Origin of the sequence: Actinoplanes missouriensis 431 (assembly GCF_000284295.1) — a bacterium.
GTDB lineage: Bacteria > Actinomycetota > Actinomycetes > Mycobacteriales > Micromonosporaceae > Actinoplanes > Actinoplanes missouriensis.
Map to the genome: position 1 here is coordinate 2,245,884 of NC_017093.1, position 20,903 is coordinate 2,266,786.

Sequence of the window (20,903 nt, forward strand, 5' to 3'; positions counted from 1 at the left end):
CGTTACCCACATCGAGGCGGCGAGCGCACGCGAACGGAAACCCGGTGGGTGGTCACAGCTTGCTGATCACCTCGTCGGCGAAGCGGCGCAGCGCGTCCTGCTTGACCCGCAGGGGAGCGTCGAAGCCCGCCGAGACCCACGGGACCACTATCGCGTCGGTGACGCCGGCTTCGGCCTGCCGGCGATAGCCCGCCAGCCCGAACTGGTCGACGCAGACGGCCTGGATCTCGAAGGGGCGGTCGGCGCGGCCGGCTGCGGCGCGCAGGGTCGCGAGCCGGTCGATCACCGTGGTCAGTTCGGAGAGGCGCATCATCGCTGACGACCAGCCGTCGCCGACCCGGGCGGCGCGGCGCAGCGCCGGCTCGGTGTGCCCGCCCACGTAGATCGGCACGGGTGCGCTCGGCGCCGGGCTCATCTGCAGTTTCTCGAACGAGAAATGCTTCCCGTGGTACGACACCATGCCGCCCCCGAGGATCAGTTTGAGCACGTCGATCGCCTCGTCGGCGCGGGCGCCCCGGTCGCGGAACGGCGCGCCGCACCAGTGTGACTCCTCCGGCGACCAGCCGAGCCCGACTCCCAGCCCGAAGCGGTTGCCGGTCAGGTTCGCCACCGATCCGACCTGCCGGGCCAGCAGCACCGGGTTACGCGGATCGAGTTTCAGCACCTGGGTGTAGAAGTGGATCCGGCTGGTGACGGCGCCCATCGCGGCCGCGGCGATCAGCGGGTCGGCCCACGGTGTGTCGGCGTCCCAGAAACGGCGGCCGTCCGGCGTGTACGGGTACGACCCCTCGGTCTGCTCGGAGTAGAAGATCGAGTCGGGCAGCGCGATCGACGAGAACCCGCACTCCTCGGCGGTGGCGGCCAGTGCGGTGAGCTGGTCGATCGGGCTCAGGGCGACGCCGAGCGTGAACTTCATGTCAGAACCGTCCCCAGGGTGAGCAGGTGCGCGGTCGCCCCGCCGGATCGGAACTCGTGCTGCTCGGCGGCGAGGAAGTACCGGTGCAGTGGATAGTCGAGGTCGAGTCCGGTCCCGCCGTGCACGTGCACCGCGGTGTGCAGCACGCGATGGCCGGCCTCGGCCGCCCAGAACGCGGCGGTGGCGATCTCAGCGGTCGCCGGCGGGTCGTTCGCGGAGCACCAGACGGCCTGCCAGAGCGCCACCCGGAGCGCCTCGACGTCGATGTACGCGTCGGCGAGCCGCTGCGAGACGGCCTGGAACGAGCCGATCGGCCGGCCGAACTGCACCCGCTCACGGGCGTGGGCGGCGGTCATCTCGAGGGCCTTCTCGACGACGCCGAGCTGGTAGGCGCCCGCGCTGAGGGGGTCGGCGGGAATCGGGACGTCGGCGGCCTGACGACCGAGTTCGATCAGAATGGCGGTGCGCTCGATCACCCCGTACCCGGCGTCGTGGGCCTCTTTGAGAAGATCGCGGCCGGAGGTCGCGAGATCGTGGGCGAGCGCCGCGGCCTCGCGGGCCGAGTCGGGAAGCGTGAAGTCCATCGATGCTCCTATCGCCGGACCGGCAGGCCGAGGGCGGCGGCCGCGATGATGTCGCGCTGCACCTCGTTGGCGCCGCCGCCGAACGTCAGGATCAGGGACGAGCGGCACATGCGCTCGATGCGCCCGGTCACGGCCTCGTCGGGCACGGTCCCCGCCGCGCTCACCACTTCCCGGAGCAGGCGGTATGCCTCGATGGCGAGCTCGGTGCCGTAGACCTTGCCGGCCGACGCGTCGACCGGGGAGAGCGTCCCGGACGCCACCCGCCAGTTGAAGAGCTTCAGCACCTCGACCTTGGCGTGCACCCGCGCGAGGTGCAGCCGGACCCACTCCCTTTCGGTCACGCCGTTCGCTTTCGCCCAGGCCAGAACCTCCGCCAGTGAGCGTTGCAGCGGTGCCGCGGAGGTCAGCGCGACCCGTTCGTGGTTGAGCTGGTCGGTGATCAGCCGCCAGCCCTGGTTCTCCTCGCCGACCAGCGCGGATGCCGGAACCCGCACGTCCGAGTAGTAGGTGGCGCTGGTGGTCGGCCCGGCCACCGTCCGGACCGGCGTCCAGGAGAAGCCGGGCGCGTCGGTGGGCACGATCAGAATCGACAGGCCGCGGTGGCGGGGCGCGTCCGGGTCGGTGCGGCAGGCGAGCCAGACGTAGTCGGCGTAGCGGATCAGGCTGGTCCACATCTTCTGTCCGTTGATCACGTAGGAGTCGCCGTTCCGGACCGCCCGGGTGCGCAGCGACGCCAGATCGGTGCCGGCCTCGGGCTCGGAGTACCCGATCGAGAAGTGCGCCTCACCTGCCGCGATCCGGGGCAGAAGATCTTCCTTCTGTACGGCGGTGCCGTGCCGCGCGATGGTCGGCGCCACGGTGTAGAGCGTCAGGAACGGCACCGGGACCCCGGCCAGCGCCGCCTCGTCGGTGAAGATCAGCTGCTCCATCCGGGACAGCCTGTCCAGCGAGAGCCAGCCGTCGCGGCCCAGTTGCCGGACCACCTCCCGGTAGGCGGCGCCGTCGCCGTACTCGCCTTCCGGGTCGTCGAGCGACTGCCGCAGCGAGGGCGTCATGAGTTCGGCGAAGTAGGACCGTAACGAGAGGCGGAGCTTCTCCTGCTCCGGTGTGTATCCGACGTGCACGAGCCACCCCGCAACCGCTAGATTAGAACGCGTTCTACCAGTAGACCCAGCGAGTGGGGAGGCGTCAACAGTGGACGCGTTTCTGGTCGGGGCGGTGCGCAGCCCGGTCGGCAGGCGTGGCGGCATCCTCGCCGCGGCGCACCCCGCTGACCTGGCGGGTTCGGTCATCACGGCGCTGCTCGAGCGGTCCGGCGCGGATCCGGCAGCGGTCGACGACGTGATCCTCGGCTGTGTCGACACGCTGGGTCCGCAGTCCGGTGACATCGCGCGGACGGCGTGGCTCGCGGCCGGTCTCCCGGAACACGTTCCCGGTGTCACGGTGGACCGGCAGTGCGGGTCGGGCCAGCAGGCGGTGCACTTCGCGGCGCAGGCGGTCGCCAGCGGGAGCGCGGACCTGGTGGTGGCGGGCGGGGTGCAGAGCATGAGCCGGGTGCCGATCGGCAGCGCGATGGGCGCGGACGGTCCCTACCGGGGGTCGGCGGGCTGGGCGGAGCGGTACGGGACGGCGGAGATCTCCCAGTTCCGCAGCGCGGACGAGATCGCCGCGAAGTGGGGTTTGACCCGGTCGGAGCTGGAGGAGTACGCGCTGAAGAGCCATCATCGGGCGATCACCGCGATCGACAGCGGCCGTTTCAAAAATGAAATCGCGGACACCCGCGACGACGAGTGCCCGCGACGGGACACGGATCGAGCCGGGATGGCCGGGTTGAAACCGCTCCGGGACGGCGGCGTCACCACGGCGGCCACCTCCAGCCAGATCGCGGACGGTGCGGCAGCGCTGCTGGTCGCCAGCGCGCGGGGAATGGCAGAGCACGGATTGCGGCCGCGAGCCCGGATCAAGCACCTCTCCGCGCGCGGCGACGATCCGGTGCTCATGCTGACCGCGCCGATCGCGGCGACCGCCCACGCGCTCCGGCGGGCCCGGCTCGACATATCAGACATCTCGGTGTTCGAGGTCAACGAGGCGTTCGCCAGCGTCGCGCTCGCCTGGCTGCGCGAGACAGGCGCCGATCCGGACCGGGTCAACGTCAACGGCGGGGCGATCGCTCTCGGACACCCGCTCGGCGCGACGGGGGCGCGGCTGCTGGTCGGCGTCCTGCACGAACTGGAGCGCCGGGACGGCCGCTACGGACTCGTCACGATGTGCGAGGGCGGCGGCCAGGCCAACGTGACAATCATCGAGCGTCTCTAGGGAGACGGTTCAGGACGGTCTCCGCCTCGGTCATGATCCGGGTGATCAGGGCTGCGCAGGACGGCAGGTCGTCGATCACTCCGGTCACCTGGCCGGCGGACATCACCCCGTACTCGGGATGGCCTTCGACCATCGCGGTGCGCAGGAGGACCGGTGTGCTCGCGGCCCGCAGGGTTTGCGCCCAGCCCATCTCGCGCCCGTGCCGAGCACTGCGGCCCGCCCTGATCAGTTCCGGCCAGCTGAGCCCTGCGAGGCGGCGGAACGCGACCGCGTGCCTGGTCGCGCGCAGCAGCGCGCTCACCCTCCCCGATCTTTCCAGCCCTCGGATGTACGGGGTGAGCAGCACCCGATGCGGCACCCCGTCCACCTCGGTGGTGACGACCGTGTCCGTCACGCCGGCGTCCAGATAGAGCTGTTTCACCGCGAGGTCGACCGGGCTGTCCGTGGTGAGCAGGAACCGGGTGCCCATCGCGATGCCGGCCGCGCCGTAGGCGAGTGCCGCGACCAGCCCGCGACCGTCGAAGAAGCCGCCGGCCGCCACGACCGGGATGTCCACCGCGTCGACGACCTGCGGCAACAGCAGCGTGGTCGGCACCGGACCGGTGTGGCCGCCGCCCTCGCCGCCCTGCACGAGCACCGCGTCGGCGCCCCAGGCGGCCACCTTCTCGGCGTGCCGGCGGGCGCCGACCGAGGGCATGGTCAGCACCCCGTTGTCGGCGCAGCGGCGGATCAGGTCGCGGTCGGGCGCGAGGGCGAACGAGGCGAGACGCACCTTCTCGCTGATCAGCAGGTCGATCCGGTCTCTCGCGTCGGGGGCGTCCGACCGTACGTTGACCCCGAAGGGCGCATCGGAGCGTGCGCGGATCTCCCGGATGGTGTCCCGCAGGGTTTCCAGGGCCATGGTCGCGGAGGCGACGATGCCGAAACCGCCGGCGTTGCCGACCGCCGAGACCAGCCCGGCCCCGGCGACGTATCCCATCCCGGTCTGCACGATCGGGTGCCGGCAGCCGAGCAGATCGGTGAGCGCGGTCCTCATCGGTCCCGCCGGCCGTCGGGGTCGAGGTGGTCGCGGATCAGAGCGAGCTCCTCGGCCGTGGGCATCCGGGTCTGCGGCACCTGACCGGAAACGACCAGGGGGAAGCCTGTCGCGTCGACGACCTGCCGGACGGTGACGCCAGGGTGGGTGGAGCGCAGCCGCATCGTGTGATCCGGCGTGGCGAAGTCGAGGACGGCGAGGTCGGTGACGACGACGCGGATCTCGTGCGCGCCCCGGTCCCCACCGATGCCGGAGACCATGTCGACGTGTTCGACGAAGACGCGGGGGCTGTGCCGGGGCACCCAGTAACTGGTGGTGTGACCGATCGTGTTGCCGGGCGCGCCGCGCACGCCGAGGAGCTGGCGCTTCGGTCGCTCCCAGTCGCCGATGCAGGAGATGTTGGAGTTGCCGTGCCGGTCCAGCTGGCTGGCGCCCATCATGACGTGCCGGGTTCCGGCCGCGACCATGGCGAAGACCTGCCGGTACGGCAGCCAGCCCTCGACCGCGTCGTCCCGCAGCAGCGTCGCCTCCCCGTCGGTGACCAGCAGGTCGGGGGCGAACGTGAGCTGAGCGAGGCGGGCGCCGAGCCCGGGGACGGTCCCGGCGAAGCTCGCCAGGATCGCGCCGTCGCCCCGCCAGGCCTCCGCGCAGGCGGTCACGCAGATCTCCGCACGGGTGGTCATCGGCGGATCGCCTTCTGGTAGTCGCTCTCGTCACCGTCGAGGTAGCGGGCCCGGAACGTGTCCCAGTCGGTGGTCGCGTACTCGCGCTGGAACTCCTCGTCCCGCCCGTAGTCGGGGACGCAGCTGGTGAAGTGCGCGCCGTGCGGGGTCTCGGCCACAGCGTCGATCATGGAACGGTTGGTGAGGAGGGTCTGCGGGGGACCGGCACCGACCAGTTCCGTGGTGGGGACGATGCGCTCGCAGGTGAGGAAGCGGCGTTTCGCCGCTTGGCAGAAGAGGTCGTCGAAATAGGGGTCGGGGCCCAGGTAGCGTCCGTTGCCGCCGTCGTCCGCGAGGTTGAGGTGGATCATGGCGACATCCAGGTCGAGAGCGGGCATCGCGACGAGCAGATCGTCTCCGTAGGGGGATCGGACCGTGCGAAGCTGCGGATTCACTCGCATCACGTCGGAGCCGAGCCCGGCGCGGATGGGCAGGAACGGGAGCCGGTTGGCGGCCGCCAGCAGGCCCCAGTAGAGCATCCCCTCGTCATATTCGGTCAGGGCGACATTCCCGTTCTGGCGGGCGTGGGCGAAATGTGGTTCCAGGGGGATGCTGTCGAGCGAGACGAAACCCGTGACGATCCGGCGCGCACACCCCGACGCCGTCAGCAGGCCCACGTCCGGCCCGCCGTAGGTGACGACCGTGAGATCGCGCCGCCCGGCCCGGAGCAGCGCCCGGACCAGCGCCATCGGCTTGCGCCGCGACCCCCACCCGCCGATCCCGACGGTCATCCCGTCCCGGATCTCGTCCACCATCTCGGTCAGCGTCGCGACGCTCATCTGCCCTCCACGAACCGCTGCCGCGCCCGGTCGCCGGCGCCGTTCAGATTCAGCTCGAAGGTGAAGCCCTGCTCGAACCGGTAGGACCGCTTCACGTCCATCGGATCGATCCCGTTGAGCGACGCCTTGGCCGCCCTGATCACGACCGGGTCCTTGGCCGCGATCTCCGCCGCCACCCGCCGCGCCGCCGCGCGCAGCCCTCTGTCCGGCACCACCTCCAGCACCGTCCCGAACCGCACCAGGTCCCGCGCCGGCACCGTCCGGCACGTGTAGACCATGGTCCGCATCAGCTGGTGCGGGACGAGCCGGGCCAGATGGGTGGCCGCGCCGAGCGCGCCCCGATCGACTTCGGGCAGGCCGAACACCGCGTCGTCGGAGGCGATCACCAGGTCGGCGTTGCCGGCCAGGCCCACCCCGCCGCCGAGGCAGAACCCGTGCACCGCCGCGATGACCGGAACCGGGCACTCGTAGACGGCGGCGAACGCTGCCGCGCACCCCCGGTTCGCCGCGAGCAGCGCCTCGTGACCCTCGGTGCGCTGCATCTCCTTGATGTCGACGCCCGCGCAGAAGCCACGCCCGTCGGCCGCGAGCACCACGGCCCGGGTCCGGGGATCGGCGGCGGCCGTGCCGAGCGCGCGGGCGAGCGTGTGCCAGCCCTCCGCCGGCAGCGCGTTGACCGGTGGGAACTCGATGATCACCTCAGCGACAGCGCCGCTGTGCAGCCGCACGCCCATGGCGGCGAGCGTAACCTAGCGCTTGCTCGGGTAGCTAGGATCGATCCTCATGGACGCCCTCGATTTCACCGGCCGCTCGGTGGTCGTCACCGGCGGCACCCGCGGCCTCGGCGCCGCCATCGCCCGCGCGTTCCGTGCCGCCGGCGCGCGGGTCCTGGTCTGCGGCCGCGCCCAGCCGGACGCGACCGAGGACTTCTTCCGGGCCGACGTGCGCGACCCCTATCAGGCGGCCGCGCTGATCGCCGAGGCGGTGCGTCGGCACGGGCGGCTCGACGTGGTCGTCAACAACGCCGGTGGCAGCCCGCAGGTCTTCGCCGACGTCGCCTCGCCCCGGCTGCACGCCGCGGTCATCGATCTGAACCTGGTCGCGCCGCTGCACGTGGCGCAGGCGGCGAACACGGCGATGCGCGGCCAGCCCGGTGGTGGGGTGATCCTGATGATCAGCAGCGTGAGCGGGATCCGGCCCTCTCCGGGGACCGCCGCCTACGGCGCCGCCAAAGCCGGTCTGCTCCATCTTGCCGCGTCGCTCGCGGTCGAGTGGGGTCCGAGGGTACGGGTGAACAGCCTCATCGTCGGTCCGGTCGGGGACGACGCCACGGCCGCCGGGACGATCCCGCTGGGCCGGGCCGCCGCGCCCGAGGACGTGGCCGGCGCCTGTCTGCTGCTGGCGTCGCCGCTGGCCGGTTACGTGAGCGGGGCGGCGCTCGCGGTGCACGGCGGTGGCGAGTGGCCGGCGTATCTGGCGGAGCTGCGGCCCGGGGCGTACATTCCCGAGAAATAGAACACGTTCCAGTTAGGGGTGCGCGGTGGTTCTCTCGATCAAGTCCAAGCGCGACGAACTCGGCATCTCCACGGGCGAGCTGCTGATCGGCGGAGCCTGGCGCCCGGCCGCCGACGGGCGCACCTGGGTCCACCCGCATCCGGCCACCGGCGAGGAGGTCGGCGCGTTCGCGGTGGCCACCGCCGGGGACGTGGACGCGGCGGTCCGGGCGGCGCGCCGCGCCTTCGACGAGGGGCCGTGGCCGCGTACCCGTGCGAAGGAACGCATCCGGGTGCTGCGCCGGATCGCCGACGCGATCCGCGCCGACGCCGTCGGCCTGCAGTCGACGCAGTCGCTGGACAACGGGGTGCCGATCAGCTTCGGCGAGACCTACGCGATGTCGATCGAGTGCGTGGCGGACGTCTTCGAGCACCACGCCGGCTGGGTCGACAAGCTCGGCGGCGAGACGCTCCCCGGCTATCAGGGCGGCGACCACCTGGTGCTCACCCTGCGCGAGCCGGTCGGCGTGGTGGCCGCGGTCATCCCGTGGAACGGCCCGCTGCTGCTGGCCGCCCAGAAGCTCGCCCCGGCTCTCGCGGCCGGCTGCACGGTGGTGCTCAAGCCGAGTGAGTACGCGACGTTCGCCGCCCTGCGCCTGGCCCGGATCGTCGAGGCGGCCGGCCTGCCGGAGGGTGTGCTCAACGTGGTGACCGGGCCCGGCGAGCCGACCGGCGACGCCCTGATCAACCACCCGCTGGTCGACAAGATCACCTTCACCGGCAGCCGGGCCGTCGGGCAGCGGGTGCTAGCCGCCGCGTCGACCGGGATGAAGCGGACCAGCCTGGAGCTGGGCGGCAAGAGCCCGTCGCTGGTCTTCCCGGACGCCGACGTCTACGCGGCCGCGGCCACCACGATGGGCACGGTGACCCTGGGCCTCTCCGGTCAGGCGTGCGTGGCGCACACCCGCGCGCTGGTCCACCGTGACGTCTACGACGACTTCCTGGCGGTCACCGAGGGGATGGCCGCGCTGGTCAACTACGGCGACCCGTTCCATCCGGAGACCACCGCGTCCCCGCTGATCAACGAGCGGCAGATGAACCGGGTCCTCGGCTACATCGAGCGGGGACAGGCCGAGGGCGGCCGGCTCGTGGTCGGCGGCGGGCGGCCGGACGGGGAGCTGGCGGCCGGCAACTTCGTGATGCCGACGGTGTTCGCCGATGTCAGCAACGACGCCACGATCGCGCGCGAGGAGATCTTCGGGCCGGTGCTGGCGGTCGTGCCGTTCACCGACGAGGAGGAGGCCGTGCGGCTGGCGAACGACACGACGTACGGGCTGGCCGCCACGGTCTGGACCGGTGACGTGAAGCGGGCGATGCGGCTGGCCAAGGCGGTGCGCGCCGGAACCGTCGGGATCAACGGATACCAGCTGGAGCCGCATGTGGCCTTCGGCGGATTCGGGCAGTCCGGGCTGGGCCGGGAGGGCGGGCGCACGTCGATCGAGGCGTACACCGAGCTCAAGACCGTGCTGATCCCGACGACCGACGAGATGATGTAACCTCACCTTCCTAGACGACAGTCGTCTAGGAAGGTGGGTTGACGTGGAGAAGCTGCCCGGTGGGCTCGTGTCGGTGGCCGTCCCGATCCCGGACAACCCGCTGCGCTACACGCTGTCGTACCTGGTCCCCGGCGACCACGGCCTGGTCGTGGTCGACCCGGGCTGGGACAGCGACACCGGCTGGGACGCCCTGGTCGCCGGGCTGGAGTTCGCCGGCGCCACACCCGCCGACGTGACGGGCGTGGTGCTCACCCACGTCCACCCGGACCACCACGGGCTGACCGCCCGGCTGCGCGACGCGTCCGGCGCCTGGGTGGCCATGCACCCGGCCGAGCAGGCCTCGATGCTGCGCAACCGGGAGACCGCGCCGAGCCGCGCCCTCGGCGGGTGGATGCGCGCCTTCAACGTGCCGGAGGCCGAGGCGGGCCGGCTGCTCAGCACGTTCGGCAGCGAGGCCGACCGGCACTTCGCCGGGTTCGCCGATGCCGACGTCCTGCTGGAGGACGGCGACCTGATCCCGCTGCCCGGCCGCACACTGCGGGCGATCTGGACGCCCGGGCACACCCCCGGCCACCTCTGCCTGCTGGAACCGGACGCGCAGCTGCTGCTCACCGGCGACCACGTGCTGCCCCGGATCAGCCCCAACATCGGGCTGACGTTCAGCGATTCCGACCCGCTGGGGCAATACCTGGACTCGCTCGCCAAGGTGTCCGCCTTCGACGACTGCGAGGCGCTGCCCGGTCACGAGCACCGGTTCCGGGGAATCGCGGACCGCTGCGCCGCGCTGACCGCACACCACCACGAGCGGTGCGAGGAGATCGTGGCGACCGTGCGGCGGCTCGGCGCGCCGACGATCTGGGAGGTGGCCGCGGCGCTGACCTGGTCCCGGCCCTGGGAGCGGATCGGGCCGATGAAGGTGGGCGCGGTGGCGGAGACCGCGGCGCACGTGGAGCTGCTGGTGTCCACCGGGCGGCTGACCCGCTCGGCGGACGGTCACGTCACTGATCCGAGCCCTCAGGCGGCCGATCTGAGCCCTCAGCTCAGGTAGCCGGATCTGAGCTCTCAGCTCAGGTAACCGATCTGAGCACGAAGTCGACGAGTTCCTCGGCGTACCTGTCGGCGCCGGCCGCCACCTGATCGCGCAGCCGGGCCGGCGCCACCAGAGCGTGGTTGAGCGCGCCCCCGCTGATCGTGTCGAGCAGCAGGGTCACGCTGGTGTCCGGGCCGAGCTGGCCGCGCTCGATGCCACGGCGCACGATCGCGCGCGCCGCGGCGGCCTGCGACTGCAGGAACCGGTCCAGATGCTCCTGACCGGCCGGGACGCTCGCCGCCTCGACGGTCAGCCGCAGCAGCGCGCCGCCGTCCTCGCCGAGGAACGCGTTCAGCACCTGGCGGGCCAGGGCCACCAGGTCGTCACGGACCGAACCGGTGTCGATGTCCTTCACCCCGGACAGGCGGCCGGCCAGGGCCGCGACCAGCAGCGCCTCCTTGTTCGGCCAGCGCAGATAGATCGAGGCCTTGCCGACGCCGGCGCGCCGGGCCACCGCGTCTACCGAGAAGCCCGACCAGCCGTGCGCGCCGAACAGCTCGGCGGCGGCCCGGGTGATCCGCTCGTCGACCTCCGGGTCGCGCGGCCGCCCGGCCTGGGTTCCAGCAGACATGGGAGATCAGGTTAGTCGAGCAGCTTGCGATGGTCCCAGCTGACGACCCGGAGCGGTTCCACGACGTAGGCGGCACGCTTGCGGGCCGCATGCGCCACGTACGCGTCGAGCGCGTCCCGTGGCACATCCGGCATCCGATCCGCGATCAGCCGGCCGACCTCGGTCACCCCCGGCAGGTCGTCGATCCGGCGCACCACCCCGGACACCTGCACGCCGCGCAGCTCGAAGTAGTCCTCACCGTCCTCGACCAGGCACGTCACGCGCGGATCGCGGGCCAGGTTCAGCGCCTTCTGCGACGACCGGTAGGTCCAGAACGCGATCCCGCCGTCGCCGGCCAGCCCGAAGAACATCGTGACGAGGTGCGGTGTCCCGTCCGGGTTGATTGTGGCGAGCTGCATCTTCCGTGCCCGCGACAGCAGCCCGGTCACCTCGTCGCCGCTCATCGTCACCGTCTCGCGCTGCTTCACCGGGACTCCTCACCGAAGGTCGTATCGGCCAACGGTAATGTCTCCTCGCACACGAAGCCCGGCTGCGGCGGGTCCGCCGTGAAGACCGTGCTGAGCGCGGCGTCCAACTCGTGCGCGGTCCAGTCGCCGGTCGCGGCGTGGAAGCTGGCCCGCACGGTCGGCGGCCCGAGCACCGCGACCACGTCACCGTGCACCACGAACACCTCACCGGTGATCCGCTCACCGGCCGGACCGGCCAGGTGCAGCACCAGCGGGGTGACGTGTCCCGGGTCGAGCGGATCGGGGCCCTCCGGCGGCGGGCCCATCAGCTCGCTCGTCATCGCGGTGCGCGCGCGGGGGCAGATGACGTTCGCCCGGACGCCGTAGCGCGCGCATCCCCGCGCGGTGGCGAGCGTCAGAGCGACGATCCCGCCCTTGGCCGCCGCGTAGTTGGCCTGCCCCGCCGAGCCGAGAAGGAAGGCCTCCGACGCGGTGTTGACGATCCGGGCGTACGCGGGGAAGCCGTTCTTCTTGGTTTTTTCTCGCCAGTACGCGGTGGCGAGCCGGGTCGTCACGAAGTGCCCGCGGAGGTGCACCCGGATCACCGTGTCCCACTCCTGCTCGCTCATCGCGAAGACCATCCGGTCGCGGAGCACGCCGGCGTTGTTGACCAGCACGTCGAGCCCGCCGAACCGCTCGACCGCGGTCGTCACCAGGGACTCGGCGGTCGACCACTCGGCGACGTCGCCGGGACAGGCGACCGCCTCGCCCCCGCTGTCCCGGATCCGCTCCACCGTCGCGTCCAGCGCCGGTCCCGGCAGGTCGTTGAGCACCACGCGATAGCCGGCCGCGGCGAGAGCCGTCGCCTCGGCCGCGCCGAGCCCCTGCCCGGCGCCCGTCACGATGGCCGTCCTGGTGGTCATCTCAGTACCCCGGCCCGCTGAGCAGCCCGCCGTCCGCCAGGAACTCCGCGCCGGTGGTGTAGGACGCGTCGTCCGAGGCGAGGAACGCGACGAGCCGGGAGATCTCCACCGGCTCCGCGAACCGGGCGATCGGCAGCGCCTTGAGGAACCCGCTGCCGTCCACACCGGTCATGGTCTGCGCGGCCGCGAGAGCCATCGACGTCATCACGCCGCCCGGGTGCACCGAATTGACCCGGATGCCGACCGGCCCGAGCTCCTGCGCCGCCGACCGGGTCAGCCCGCGCACCCCGAACTTGCTGGCGCTGTACGCGGAGAGGCCGGCCGCCCCGGCGATCCCCTCGATCGACGAGATGTTCACGATCGAGCCGCCGCCGGCGTCGCGCATCACCGGGACGACCGCGCGGATCCCCAGCCAGGAGCCGACCAGGTTAACGTCGAGCACGTGCCGGAACTCGTCCGGATCCATCTCGGTGACCGGGGCGTGCCGGAGGATCCCGGCGTTGTTGACCAGCACGTCGATCCGGCCGTAGGCGCTGGTCGCGGCGGCGACCGCGGCCGCCCAGTCGTCGGCGCTGGTCACGTCGTGCCGCACGAAGACGCCGCCGATCTCCGCGGCGACGCGCTGTCCCTTCTCCTCCAGGACGTCGCCGATCACGACGCGGGCGCCCTCGGTGGTGAAGTGCCGGGCGTGCGCCTTGCCCATGCCCCGCGCCCCGCCGGTGATCAGCGCAACCTTGCCGTCGAGCCGCCCCATCGCGCCTCCCGAAGGTGAAGTGACCAAACGCTTGCTTGGTTCATACCCTAGCCGGGCAGTCAAGGCGCTCACAGGGCGTCGCGCTGGGCGCTCACGGGCGTCTCGCTGGGCTCTGGCAGGGCGGGCTCGCGGGGCGCGAGGAGGCGTCGGAGCTCTGGCGACCGGCCGGTCCGGCTGGTCGTGAGTGCTGTGCCGGCTGGCGCTCAGTGCTCTTCCGCGCCCGTCCCGGCGACACTGAGCGCCAGCCGGCACCGAACGCTCCAAGATCCGCGGCGGGTGGGGATTCGTGACGAGAGGGGTTCGCGACGGCACGCGGTGGGCGGGAGTTCGGGACGGGCAGCGGTGGGCGGGGGTTCGCGACGGCAGCCGGTGGGCGGGGGTTCACGACGGGCAGCGGTGGGCGGGGTTCGCGACGGGAGTGGGTTGGCCGTGAGCGGGGGTTCGCGACGGCGGCGTGGCAGGAGGGGTCGGGGACGGAAGAGCGTTCGTAGCGGGTCGAGGTGCGGCGCCCGGAGTGAGTTCGGCGACCGGAGGCGGGCGCGCCGCCCGGCAACTGAGGACCGGTCTCACGGCGACGCGACCGTCAGCGCTCCGGGAACCCCGGGAAACCTTCTAACGCGCGGTGATGCCGTCGAAGAGTAGCCGCAGCAGGCCGTCGACTATCTGGTCGTCGGTCCAGGCGTTCTTGGACTGGGCCCATGACGTGGGGATCCAGAGGATGTCGCGGAGCAGGCGGTAGGTCAGCCGGGTGTCCAGGTCGGCTCGGAACAGGCCGCTTTCCCGGCCCCGGTCGAGCTGGTCGATCCAGGTCTGTTCGATCTCCTTCATGGCGGTCCGCAGGTAGGCGAAGCGGGGCTGGGCGCTGAAGTACGTCCAGTCGTTCTGCAGCATGGTCAGTGCCGCCCGGTGGCGGCTCAGGGTGGCGGTGCTGGAGCGCACGATCTGTTCGATGGCGCGTCGCGGGTCCGGTTCGGCGGCGGCCGCGCGGTAGCCGGCCAGGACGTCGTCGAGGAACGCGCTGAGCAGCTCGTCGCCGATCGACTCCTTGGAGTCGAAGTGGTGGTAGAGGCTGCCGGAGAGGATGCCCGCCGCGTCCGCGATCTCCCGGACGGTGGTGGCCCGGAAGCCCTTCTCGGCGAACAGGTCGCCGGCGAGCTGGACCAGGTGTGTCCGCCGCTCGGAATTTCTCGGAGTCGTCACCGGGCCATTATGCGTGCTGCCCAAACGCTTGCTTGGTACACCCCGTATGGTTAGCGTAGAACGCGTTCTCATTTTGAGGGGGTGCCGGGATGCGCGCGGCGGTTCTGCACACGATCGGGGACGAGAAGCTCGACATCCGCGACGACGTGGCGGTCGTCGGGCCCGGCCCCGGTGAGGTGCGCCTGCGGGTGCGCGCCTCCGGCGTCTGCCACTCCGACCTGTCCGCGTTGAACGGCACGCTGCCGCAGCCGGTGCCGGCCGTGCTCGGGCACGAGGCGGCCGGTGACGTCCTCGAGGTCGGCGACGGGGTGGACGACCTGGCGCCCGGCGACCGGGTCGCGGTGAACTGGCTGCCCTCCTGCGGTGTTTGTTCGCACTGCCGGCGCGGCGAGACCTATCTCTGCATGACACACGTGATGGCCGGCTACGTGATGCCCCGCTTCACCGCCGGGGAGCTGCCGATCTTCGGGATGGCCGGTTGCGGCGCGTTCGCCGAGGAGATGGTGGTGCCGCGGGCCGGCGCCGTGCGGATCGGCGATGACGTGCCCTACGAGGTGGCCGCGCTGATCGGCTGCGGTGTCACGACGGGCGTCGGCGCGGTGATCAACACGGCGCGGGTGCGGCCCGGCGACACCGTCGTGGTGATCGGGTGCGGGGGAGTCGGCATCGCCGCGGTGCAGGGCGCGCGGGTGGCCGGCGCGGCCGTGATCGTCGCGGTGGACACGGTGGCCGCGCGGCACGAGACGGCCCGGCGGTTCGGCGCCACCCACAGCTGCGGCCCGGACGGCCTCTCCGATCTGTCCACCGAGGTCACCGGCGGCGAGGGCTTCGACTACGCGTTCGACGTGGTGGCCGTGCCGCAGACGCTGCGCACCGCGTGGACGGCCTGCCGCCGGGGCGGTTCGGTGGTCGTGGTCGGTGCCGGGCGGGCCGACCAGTTCATCGAGCTCAGCCCGTTCGAGCTCCTCTTCGAGGGCAAGACCATCATTCCTTCCCTGTACGGGTCGGCGGACCCGCCCCACGACTTCGGGCGGCTGCTGGCGCTGTGGCGGGCCGGTCGTCTCGACATCGAGGGCATGATCAGCAGGCGGCTGCGGCTCGATCAGGTGGGTGACGCACTGGCGTCGCTCGGCAGCGGCGAGCTGATCCGCCAAGTGATCGTCCACGACTGATGCGACCGGACTTCTGATGCGACTGGACTTCTGATGCGACTGGACTTCTGATGCGACTGGGCATCCAGATCGGCTACAGCGGACAGGGGTTCGCCGACGCGGTCGACGAGGTCGTCGAGTGCGAGGAGGCCGGGGCCGAGCTGGTCGTGGTTCCCGAGGCGTACAGCTTCGACGCGGTCAGCCAGCTGGGCTTTCTGGCGGCCCGGACACGGCGCATGGGGCTCGCCTCCGGGGTGATGCAGCTCTACACGCGGACCCCGACGCTCACGGCGATGACCGCGGCCGGCATCGACTACGTCTCCGGCGGGCGGTTCGCGCTCGGACTGGGTGCGTCAGGTCCCCAAGTGATCGAGGGATTTCACGGGGTACGGTATGACGCTCCGATCGCCCGTACCAGGGAAGTCGTTGAAATCTGTCGCCGGGTGTGGCGGCGGGAGACGCTGGTCTTCGAGGGCGACCACTATCGGGTGCCGCTGCCGGGGGAGTTCGGCAAACCGCTCAAGCTGATCAACCGGCCGGTGCGGCCGAGGATCCCGGTGCTGCTGGCCGCGATGGGGCCGCGCAACGTGGCGCTGGCCGCGGAGATCGCCGAGGGGTGGCAGGCGCTCTTCTTCGATCCGCGCGCGGCCGGCCGGGTGTTCGGCGACGCGCTCGCCGACGGACTCGCGCGGCGTGACCCCTCGCTGGGGCCACTGGACGTCTCCGTCCCCGTACCCTTTGCTCTCGCGGAAGCGACACCCGCGCTGCTCAGCGCGCACCGCGCATCGCTCGCGCTCTATCTCGGCGGGATGGGTGCCCGGGGGCGCAACTTCTCCAACGACCTCATCAAACGGTACGGGTACGCGCGTGAGGCGTCGCTGATCCAGGAGCTGTTCCTGAGCGGACGGAAGGCGGAGGCGGCGGCCGCGGTGCCGGACGATCTCGTGGCGGCGACGTCGCTGGTGGGGCGCCCGGACGAGGTGCGGCGCCGGATCGACGAGCTGGCGGCCGCCGGAGTGACGACGTTGCTGGTGTCGCCGCTGGCCGCGACCCGGGCCGAGCGGGTGAAGGACGTCGCCGCGCTGCGCGCCCTGATCACCTAGAAGAAGTCCCCGTCGAACATCTCCGGGCCCGGGCCGCCGTGGTGGTGTCCGAGAGAGAACAGCGAGTCGAGCAGCAGCATGCCGCCGATCGTGCCCGCGCCCGCCGCCAGCGCCGTCTTCCACCAGGGTGTCGAGTACCAGCCGGCCGGCATGGGACGGCCGTTCTGATAGCCGCCGGGGTAGTAGTAGGGCGTGGCCGACGACGGGCGCGGCCCGACCCGGTACCCGCCGAGCTCGTGCTCCTCGGTGATCGCCCCGGCGCCCGCCGCCGACTCCGGCCGGGGCAGCTCCGGGCCGGGGTCCAGGCCGAGGGCGACCCGGGCGGCCCGCACGTAGGCGAGGCCCTCCAGGGCGCTCTCCCGGGCCAGGCGGTACTGGGTCACCGTCCGGGCCTGGCTGAGCTGGGCGCCGGCGGCCTGGTGCCGTTCGGTCGCGTCGACGAGCGCCTGCCGGGCCAGGTGCCCGTCGTCGCGCAGGTTGAGCAGCTGGCCGCCGAGTCGTTCGTACCAGCGGTAGGCGTCGGCGCGGCCGTCGGCGAGGACCTCGTCCCCGCGCGCCGCGCCGCCACGGCGGTTGCCCGCGATCAGGGCCCCGATGCCGGCGCCCACCAGAAGCAGAAGCAGCAGAATCACCATGTCATCGATGGTGGGGCGCGGTTCTGGGCGGCTCTTGTCGGTTCCCTGTGCGGCGCCCATGAGCCTGCGGATTCTCCGGAATGCCGGGAAACGCCCGCTTAGGGTGAGGCCCATGAGAATTCTGAAGAACAGGACGAAACGGGTTGCCGTGGCCGCGTCGCTCGCCGCCGGTCTCGCCGCGCCGATGACCGCGCCCTTGACGAGCCCGGCGGCTGCCGCGCCGCCGCCGTCGGTCGCCGTGCCGGTGCCGGCCGTCGCGGTTCCGCCACCGCCGGATCCGGCGGCCGCGCACCTCGCCGAGGCGCTGCTGACCGAGAAGGATCTGGGGAAGGGGTGGGCCGCCTTCGACGGGGATCTGATGGACGACGCGCTGCCGGGGGCGCTGGAGCCGGGTACGAAGGGCGGGGATCCGTGCACGATGCCGGAGTCGCCGCCGCTCAAGGACGTGGCCGGCCCGCCGAAGGGCAAGCCCGATCCGGCCGGCCCGCCCCCTGTCAAAGGCCAGCCGCCGGTGAAGGACCAGCCGCCGGTGAAGGGTCAGCCGCCGGTCGGTGGCCGGGCCGGGGGCGAGGTCAGCCTCGAGTACGCGGCGTTCATCCAGGACGCCGAAGGAGCGATGCTCCTGCAGACCATCGCGGGCACCGGCGGGAAGAGGGCCCGCGGGCTCGTCGACGACACCCGGGACATGCTGAAACGCTGCCCCACGATCACCACCACGTCGCTGACGCTGACGATGTCGCCGCTGAAGAAGTTCCCGAAGCTGGGCGACGACTCCCAGGCGATCGACTTCGTGGCCACGGTCAAGGACGGTTCGGTGGAGATCTCCGTACCCGGGAAGATGGCCGTGGTCGCGGCCGACGAGGTCTATCTGACGGTGACCCTGGTCGGCGCGGAGGAGCCCGAGCGCGACGACCTGAAGAAGTTCACCAAGCGTGCCCTGCGCAAGATCGACAAAGTCCTCTGACCGAGCCGCCACCGGCGGGAAATGGGGATGCCCCGTCCAGATCGGATCCGTAGTCTCTGGTGCAGAGGCCTAGCCCGGGCATACTTCGACACTCACTCTCAATGAAAACGCCCGGGCACTTCCCTCATTGTCGGCGTCGCATCGCGGCGCCGATTTCCATTCTTTGCGAGCGGGGGTGCACATGGACGCGCTGGAACGTATCGGATTCGACCGCCTGGGACTGGTCGTGACGCCGAGGGGCGTCACCACCCCCGCGGTCTCCGCGCCGCTGCTCGCCGAGTTCGCGCACGCCGGCGTGCGGTTCGCCAACCCGGAGGAGATCACCGACGGGCTGGCCGGGCCGCACCGCGAGCTGATTGCGCACATCCGGGCCAAGCGCGGCGACAAGGGTACGTACGCCCCGCTGTTCCGTGGCTTCCCGGAGCGGCTGCCGCAGTTCGACGACGCGGCGTTCCGCTTCGTCATGGCGCGGGTCCGTCTCCGCACCGGCGACGAAGACTGGGAGGACGCCCTCGACTTCAGCCGTTTCGGCTGGTGGCCGGCCTCCTCGATCCCGCAGGACGAGGCCCGGGCCGAGGCTGACCGGCGTGCGCAGGCGATGCTGCCCCGGGACAGCCGCATCGAGTGGATCACCGTACGCCTGGTCGAGCGACCGGAGCTGGAGGAGCGGCTGACCACCTGGATGCGGGACTGCTTCACCAGCGCGGCGTCGCTGCGCGAGGACGTGCGCAACGACCTCGGCGTGCTGGTGAACCTGCTCGGCGCGGACGGCATCGAGGTCGGCGACGTCCGGTTCCGGGAGAACCGCACGCTGCTGTTCGAGCTGCTCTGGGCGCTCGACCGGCCGCGGCTGCCGTACACCGGCGCCACGCCGGACGACCTGCTGCGCCTGTTCGCGGCGCTGACCGGCGGCGACGTCAGCCTGGCCGAGCCGATCACGTTCCCGCGCCTGACCCGCGCGGACCGCCGCGTCGTGATCAACACGCTCGAGGCGAGCGACCGGCTCGGTGACGTCTTCCGCCGTCGCGGCCTGTGGCTGGCGATCGACCGTGGGCTGCACGTCGGTGAGTTCCGCGCGCCTCGGGTGCGTGACACGTTCGCGCTGCTGCGGGAGACCCGCCACGACTACACGGCGTTCCCGTCCCGGTTCGAGCGGACGCTTGCCCGTGACCACGCGGCCGCGGTGCGTCTCGCCGCTGCCGAGGCGCCCGGTCTGCTCGGCCGGAGCCTGCGCCGGCTGGCCTCCCTGGCGGAGGACGAGGCCGAACGGGCCGCGCTTGTCGACGCGATCGCCGAAGCCGGCGAGCGGATCCCGCTGCGGGTCCTGCTGGCCGCCCGGGCCCAGCTGGCTGACAACGGACGCACGTACCCCCGTGTGGTTTTCGGCAAGGACGGCTCGGCACTGCCGATCGTGCGCGAGCCGGGCCACCTCGCCGTGCCGAAGGACTTCCGCGCGGCGCTGCTCGCGGCGATCGACGGCACGGTGGACGCGCGGGTCGTGGCGAAGGGCGACTGGTCCGGCGAGACCGTCTGGATCGAGCCGGGCCTGGACCGGCTGCTGCTGCCGGACCAGCTACGGGCCACCGCGCAGGGCCTGGTCCAGGTGGAGCGCGGCAGCCGGCTGCCGGTCGGTGACGCCGCGGTGGTGCGGCTGTTCGTGCACTGGCGCGAAGCGGGCGAGCGCAGCGACCTGGACCTGTCGTGCGTGGCGCTGGACGAGCGGTTCCAGATCGTCGACCAGGTCTCCTGGACGAACCTCGGCAACGGGGTGATGACGCACTCCGGTGACCTCACGTCCGCTGAGAACGGGGCCGAGGAGTTCCTCGACATCGACATGTCCCGGGCGATCGGGATCGGTCGCAAGCGCGGCTGGCGCTACCTCGTGCCGGTGATCTTCCGTTATGCCGGTCCGACGTTCGAGGCGCTCGCCGAGGCGTACACCGGGTGGATGCTGCGCAACGACGCGACCAGCCGCAACCGGGTGTTCGACCCGGCGACGGTGGCGAACGCGTTCCCGCTGACCGGCCGGAAGCGCTACGCCGTGCCGATGCTGCTCGACCTGGAGAGTGGCGAGGTGCTCTATGTGGACGTCTACCTGAACTCGGCGCCGCGCGCCCGGGTCGAGCAGGACGGCCGGGACGTGGCGCTGCTGGTCGCGGCGGTCGCGGGCCGCCGCCGGACGAAGGTGACGATCGCGGAGCTGGCGCTGACCCACGTGTATTCGCGCGGGGCGACGCTTGTCGACGACCCGGCAAAAGCAACGATCACTTTCGGTACGGGGGAGGGGCGCACCTATGACGCGCTGCGCCCCGAGAAGCTGCTGGCCGACTTGCTCTGAGCAGCAGCCGGTCCCGGGCCGCGGCTTGTCCCGGGCGGCGGCCGGTCCCGAGCAGCTGCGGCTCGGACTGCGGCCTGTCCCGGGCGGCAGCGTGTTCCGGGCGGCAGCGTGTTCCGGGCGGCGGCGGGTTCCGGGCGGCGGCGGGTTCCGGGCATCAACCTAGATTCCTAGGACGCTAAGGCCGACGGGGCTGCGGTAACTGCCGCTCGGCTACACCCCAACTCCACACGCTGCGCGGGCATGCGTGCCCGGCCGTGGATCGTGGAACTTCGCGGGCCGGCTGGCGCTGAGCGCGACCACACTGACGACCGGCCGGACCGGCCGGC

Annotated in this window: 20 protein-coding genes and 1 pseudogene; 8 read left to right on the forward strand and 13 right to left on the reverse strand. The window is 71.9% G+C overall.

Annotated features, from left to right (window positions below; all coding sequences use genetic code 11):
- Window positions 1-52: 52 nt before the first annotated feature.
- The 3 genes and pseudogenes from AMIS_RS10700 to AMIS_RS10710 all read right to left on the reverse strand — a co-directional run bounded on the left by AMIS_RS10700 (window position 53) and on the right by AMIS_RS10710 (window position 2,624).
- Window positions 53-916 carry a TIGR03619 family F420-dependent LLM class oxidoreductase gene (locus AMIS_RS10700; RefSeq protein WP_014442278.1) on the reverse strand — a complete coding sequence of 288 codons (864 nt, stop codon included), beginning with the start codon at window positions 914-916 and terminating at the stop codon, window positions 53-55.
- Window positions 913-1,308: pseudogene (locus AMIS_RS10705) on the reverse strand (acyl-CoA dehydrogenase family protein); the annotation flags it as partial. The gene AMIS_RS10700 and the pseudogene AMIS_RS10705, both read right to left, overlap by 4 nt.
- A gap of 200 nt (window positions 1,309-1,508) precedes the next feature.
- Window positions 1,509-2,624, reverse strand: a complete 1,116-nt coding sequence (locus AMIS_RS10710) for an acyl-CoA dehydrogenase family protein (protein WP_014442280.1) — start codon at window positions 2,622-2,624, stop codon at window positions 1,509-1,511.
- Between the two features lie 70 nt (window positions 2,625-2,694).
- On the opposite strand from AMIS_RS10710, the gene AMIS_RS10715 reads away from it, so the two are divergent.
- Window positions 2,695-3,816 carry an acetyl-CoA C-acyltransferase gene (locus AMIS_RS10715; protein ID WP_014442281.1) on the forward strand — a complete coding sequence of 374 codons (1,122 nt, stop codon included), beginning with the start codon at window positions 2,695-2,697 and terminating at the stop codon, window positions 3,814-3,816.
- Here the strand turns inward: AMIS_RS10715 and AMIS_RS10720 are convergent.
- From AMIS_RS10720 to AMIS_RS10735, 4 genes are read right to left on the reverse strand one after another with little or no spacing between them, the layout of a single operon-like run.
- Complete coding sequence (locus AMIS_RS10720) at window positions 3,800-4,852, reverse strand: NAD(P)H-dependent flavin oxidoreductase (protein ID WP_014442282.1); 1,053 nt, start codon at window positions 4,850-4,852, stop codon at window positions 3,800-3,802. The genes AMIS_RS10715 and AMIS_RS10720 overlap by 17 nt on opposite strands.
- Window positions 4,849-5,535, reverse strand: coding sequence for a CoA-transferase subunit beta (locus AMIS_RS10725; RefSeq protein ID WP_014442283.1), 687 nt, complete (start codon window positions 5,533-5,535; stop codon window positions 4,849-4,851). Before AMIS_RS10725 ends, AMIS_RS10720 begins: the two co-directional genes overlap by 4 nt.
- Window positions 5,532-6,353 (reverse strand): CoA transferase subunit A, encoded by an 822-nt coding sequence (locus AMIS_RS10730; protein ID WP_014442284.1) that lies wholly within the window; start codon window positions 6,351-6,353, stop codon window positions 5,532-5,534. Before AMIS_RS10730 ends, AMIS_RS10725 begins: the two co-directional genes overlap by 4 nt.
- Entirely contained in the window at window positions 6,350-7,087 is a 738-nt protein-coding gene (locus AMIS_RS10735; RefSeq protein WP_014442285.1) for an enoyl-CoA hydratase family protein, read from the reverse strand. The genes AMIS_RS10730 and AMIS_RS10735 overlap by 4 nt, the downstream gene beginning before the upstream one ends.
- 49 nt (window positions 7,088-7,136) lie before the next feature.
- Here AMIS_RS10735 and AMIS_RS10740 point away from each other — a divergent pair, with 49 nt between their 5' ends.
- From AMIS_RS10740 to AMIS_RS10750, 3 genes are read left to right on the forward strand one after another with little or no spacing between them, the layout of a single operon-like run.
- Complete coding sequence (locus tag AMIS_RS10740; protein ID WP_014442286.1) at window positions 7,137-7,868, forward strand: SDR family oxidoreductase; 732 nt, start codon at window positions 7,137-7,139, stop codon at window positions 7,866-7,868.
- 25 nt (window positions 7,869-7,893) lie between these two features.
- Complete coding sequence (locus tag AMIS_RS10745; protein ID WP_014442287.1) at window positions 7,894-9,402, forward strand: aldehyde dehydrogenase family protein; 1,509 nt, start codon at window positions 7,894-7,896, stop codon at window positions 9,400-9,402.
- 43 nt (window positions 9,403-9,445) lie between these two features.
- Window positions 9,446-10,450 (forward strand): MBL fold metallo-hydrolase, encoded by a 1,005-nt coding sequence (locus AMIS_RS10750; RefSeq protein WP_014442288.1) that lies wholly within the window; start codon window positions 9,446-9,448, stop codon window positions 10,448-10,450.
- Window positions 10,451-10,469: 19 nt separating this feature from the next.
- Here AMIS_RS10750 and AMIS_RS10755 read toward each other — a convergent pair whose 3' ends face one another.
- From AMIS_RS10755 to AMIS_RS10775, 5 genes are all read right to left on the reverse strand, one after another.
- The gene (locus AMIS_RS10755; protein WP_014442289.1) at window positions 10,470-11,063 is read right to left on the reverse strand and encodes a TetR/AcrR family transcriptional regulator; all 594 of its coding nucleotides are present in this window, start codon (window positions 11,061-11,063) and stop codon (window positions 10,470-10,472) included.
- Between the two features lie 11 nt (window positions 11,064-11,074).
- Complete coding sequence (locus AMIS_RS10760) at window positions 11,075-11,530, reverse strand: pyridoxamine 5'-phosphate oxidase family protein (RefSeq protein ID WP_014442290.1); 456 nt, start codon at window positions 11,528-11,530, stop codon at window positions 11,075-11,077.
- On the reverse strand, window positions 11,527-12,432 hold the full coding sequence (locus AMIS_RS10765; RefSeq protein ID WP_014442291.1) for an SDR family NAD(P)-dependent oxidoreductase: 906 nt from the start codon (window positions 12,430-12,432) through the stop codon (window positions 11,527-11,529). Before AMIS_RS10765 ends, AMIS_RS10760 begins: the two co-directional genes overlap by 4 nt.
- A 1-nt stretch (window position 12,433) precedes the next feature.
- Complete coding sequence (locus AMIS_RS10770; protein WP_014442292.1) at window positions 12,434-13,186, reverse strand: SDR family NAD(P)-dependent oxidoreductase; 753 nt, start codon at window positions 13,184-13,186, stop codon at window positions 12,434-12,436.
- 612 nt (window positions 13,187-13,798) lie between these two features.
- Window positions 13,799-14,386: a TetR/AcrR family transcriptional regulator gene (locus tag AMIS_RS10775; RefSeq protein ID WP_014442293.1), complete on the reverse strand. Its 588-nt coding sequence runs from the start codon at window positions 14,384-14,386 to the stop codon at window positions 13,799-13,801.
- Between the two features lie 89 nt (window positions 14,387-14,475).
- Here AMIS_RS10775 and AMIS_RS10780 point away from each other — a divergent pair, with 89 nt between their 5' ends.
- Window positions 14,476-15,558 (forward strand): alcohol dehydrogenase catalytic domain-containing protein, encoded by a 1,083-nt coding sequence (locus AMIS_RS10780; RefSeq protein ID WP_014442294.1) that lies wholly within the window; start codon window positions 14,476-14,478, stop codon window positions 15,556-15,558.
- A gap of 50 nt (window positions 15,559-15,608) precedes the next feature.
- The gene (locus AMIS_RS10785) at window positions 15,609-16,640 is read left to right on the forward strand and encodes an LLM class F420-dependent oxidoreductase (RefSeq protein WP_014442295.1); all 1,032 of its coding nucleotides are present in this window, start codon (window positions 15,609-15,611) and stop codon (window positions 16,638-16,640) included.
- Here AMIS_RS10785 and AMIS_RS10790 read toward each other — a convergent pair.
- On the reverse strand, window positions 16,637-17,275 hold the full coding sequence (locus AMIS_RS10790; RefSeq protein WP_051041898.1) for a hypothetical protein: 639 nt from the start codon (window positions 17,273-17,275) through the stop codon (window positions 16,637-16,639). The two genes, AMIS_RS10785 and AMIS_RS10790, sit on opposite strands and share 4 nt — an antisense overlap.
- Window positions 17,276-17,387: 112 nt before the next feature.
- Here AMIS_RS10790 and AMIS_RS10795 point away from each other — a divergent pair, with 112 nt between their 5' ends.
- The gene (locus AMIS_RS10795) at window positions 17,388-18,239 is read left to right on the forward strand and encodes a hypothetical protein (protein WP_157434815.1); all 852 of its coding nucleotides are present in this window, start codon (window positions 17,388-17,390) and stop codon (window positions 18,237-18,239) included.
- Window positions 18,240-18,420: 181 nt separating this feature from the next.
- Entirely contained in the window at window positions 18,421-20,577 is a 2,157-nt protein-coding gene (locus AMIS_RS10800) for a TerD family protein (RefSeq protein WP_014442298.1), read from the forward strand.
- The last annotated feature ends 326 nt before the right edge of the window (window positions 20,578-20,903 follow it).

Coding starts and splice junctions, on each gene's coding strand:
- AMIS_RS10725 (WP_014442283.1), bottom strand. CDS start 5,535: ATGACCACCCGTGCGGAGATCTGCGTGACCGCCTGCGCGGAGGCCTGG.
- AMIS_RS10730 (WP_014442284.1), bottom strand. CDS start 6,353: ATGAGCGTCGCGACGCTGACCGAGATGGTGGACGAGATCCGGGACGGG.
- AMIS_RS10765 (WP_014442291.1), bottom strand. CDS start 12,432: ATGACCACCAGGACGGCCATCGTGACGGGCGCCGGGCAGGGGCTCGGC.
- AMIS_RS10785 (WP_014442295.1), top strand. CDS start 15,609: ATGCGACTGGGCATCCAGATCGGCTACAGCGGACAGGGGTTCGCCGAC.
- AMIS_RS10700 (WP_014442278.1), bottom strand. CDS start 916: ATGAAGTTCACGCTCGGCGTCGCCCTGAGCCCGATCGACCAGCTCACC.
- AMIS_RS10780 (WP_014442294.1), top strand. CDS start 14,476: ATGCGCGCGGCGGTTCTGCACACGATCGGGGACGAGAAGCTCGACATC.
- AMIS_RS10790 (WP_051041898.1), bottom strand. CDS start 17,275: ATGGTGATTCTGCTGCTTCTGCTTCTGGTGGGCGCCGGCATCGGGGCC.
- AMIS_RS10795 (WP_157434815.1), top strand. CDS start 17,388: ATGAGAATTCTGAAGAACAGGACGAAACGGGTTGCCGTGGCCGCGTCG.
- AMIS_RS10735 (WP_014442285.1), bottom strand. CDS start 7,087: ATGGGCGTGCGGCTGCACAGCGGCGCTGTCGCTGAGGTGATCATCGAG.
- AMIS_RS10770 (WP_014442292.1), bottom strand. CDS start 13,186: ATGGGGCGGCTCGACGGCAAGGTTGCGCTGATCACCGGCGGGGCGCGG.
- AMIS_RS10740 (WP_014442286.1), top strand. CDS start 7,137: ATGGACGCCCTCGATTTCACCGGCCGCTCGGTGGTCGTCACCGGCGGC.
- AMIS_RS10800 (WP_014442298.1), top strand. CDS start 18,421: ATGGACGCGCTGGAACGTATCGGATTCGACCGCCTGGGACTGGTCGTG.
- AMIS_RS10720 (WP_014442282.1), bottom strand. CDS start 4,852: ATGAGGACCGCGCTCACCGATCTGCTCGGCTGCCGGCACCCGATCGTG.
- AMIS_RS10755 (WP_014442289.1), bottom strand. CDS start 11,063: ATGTCTGCTGGAACCCAGGCCGGGCGGCCGCGCGACCCGGAGGTCGAC.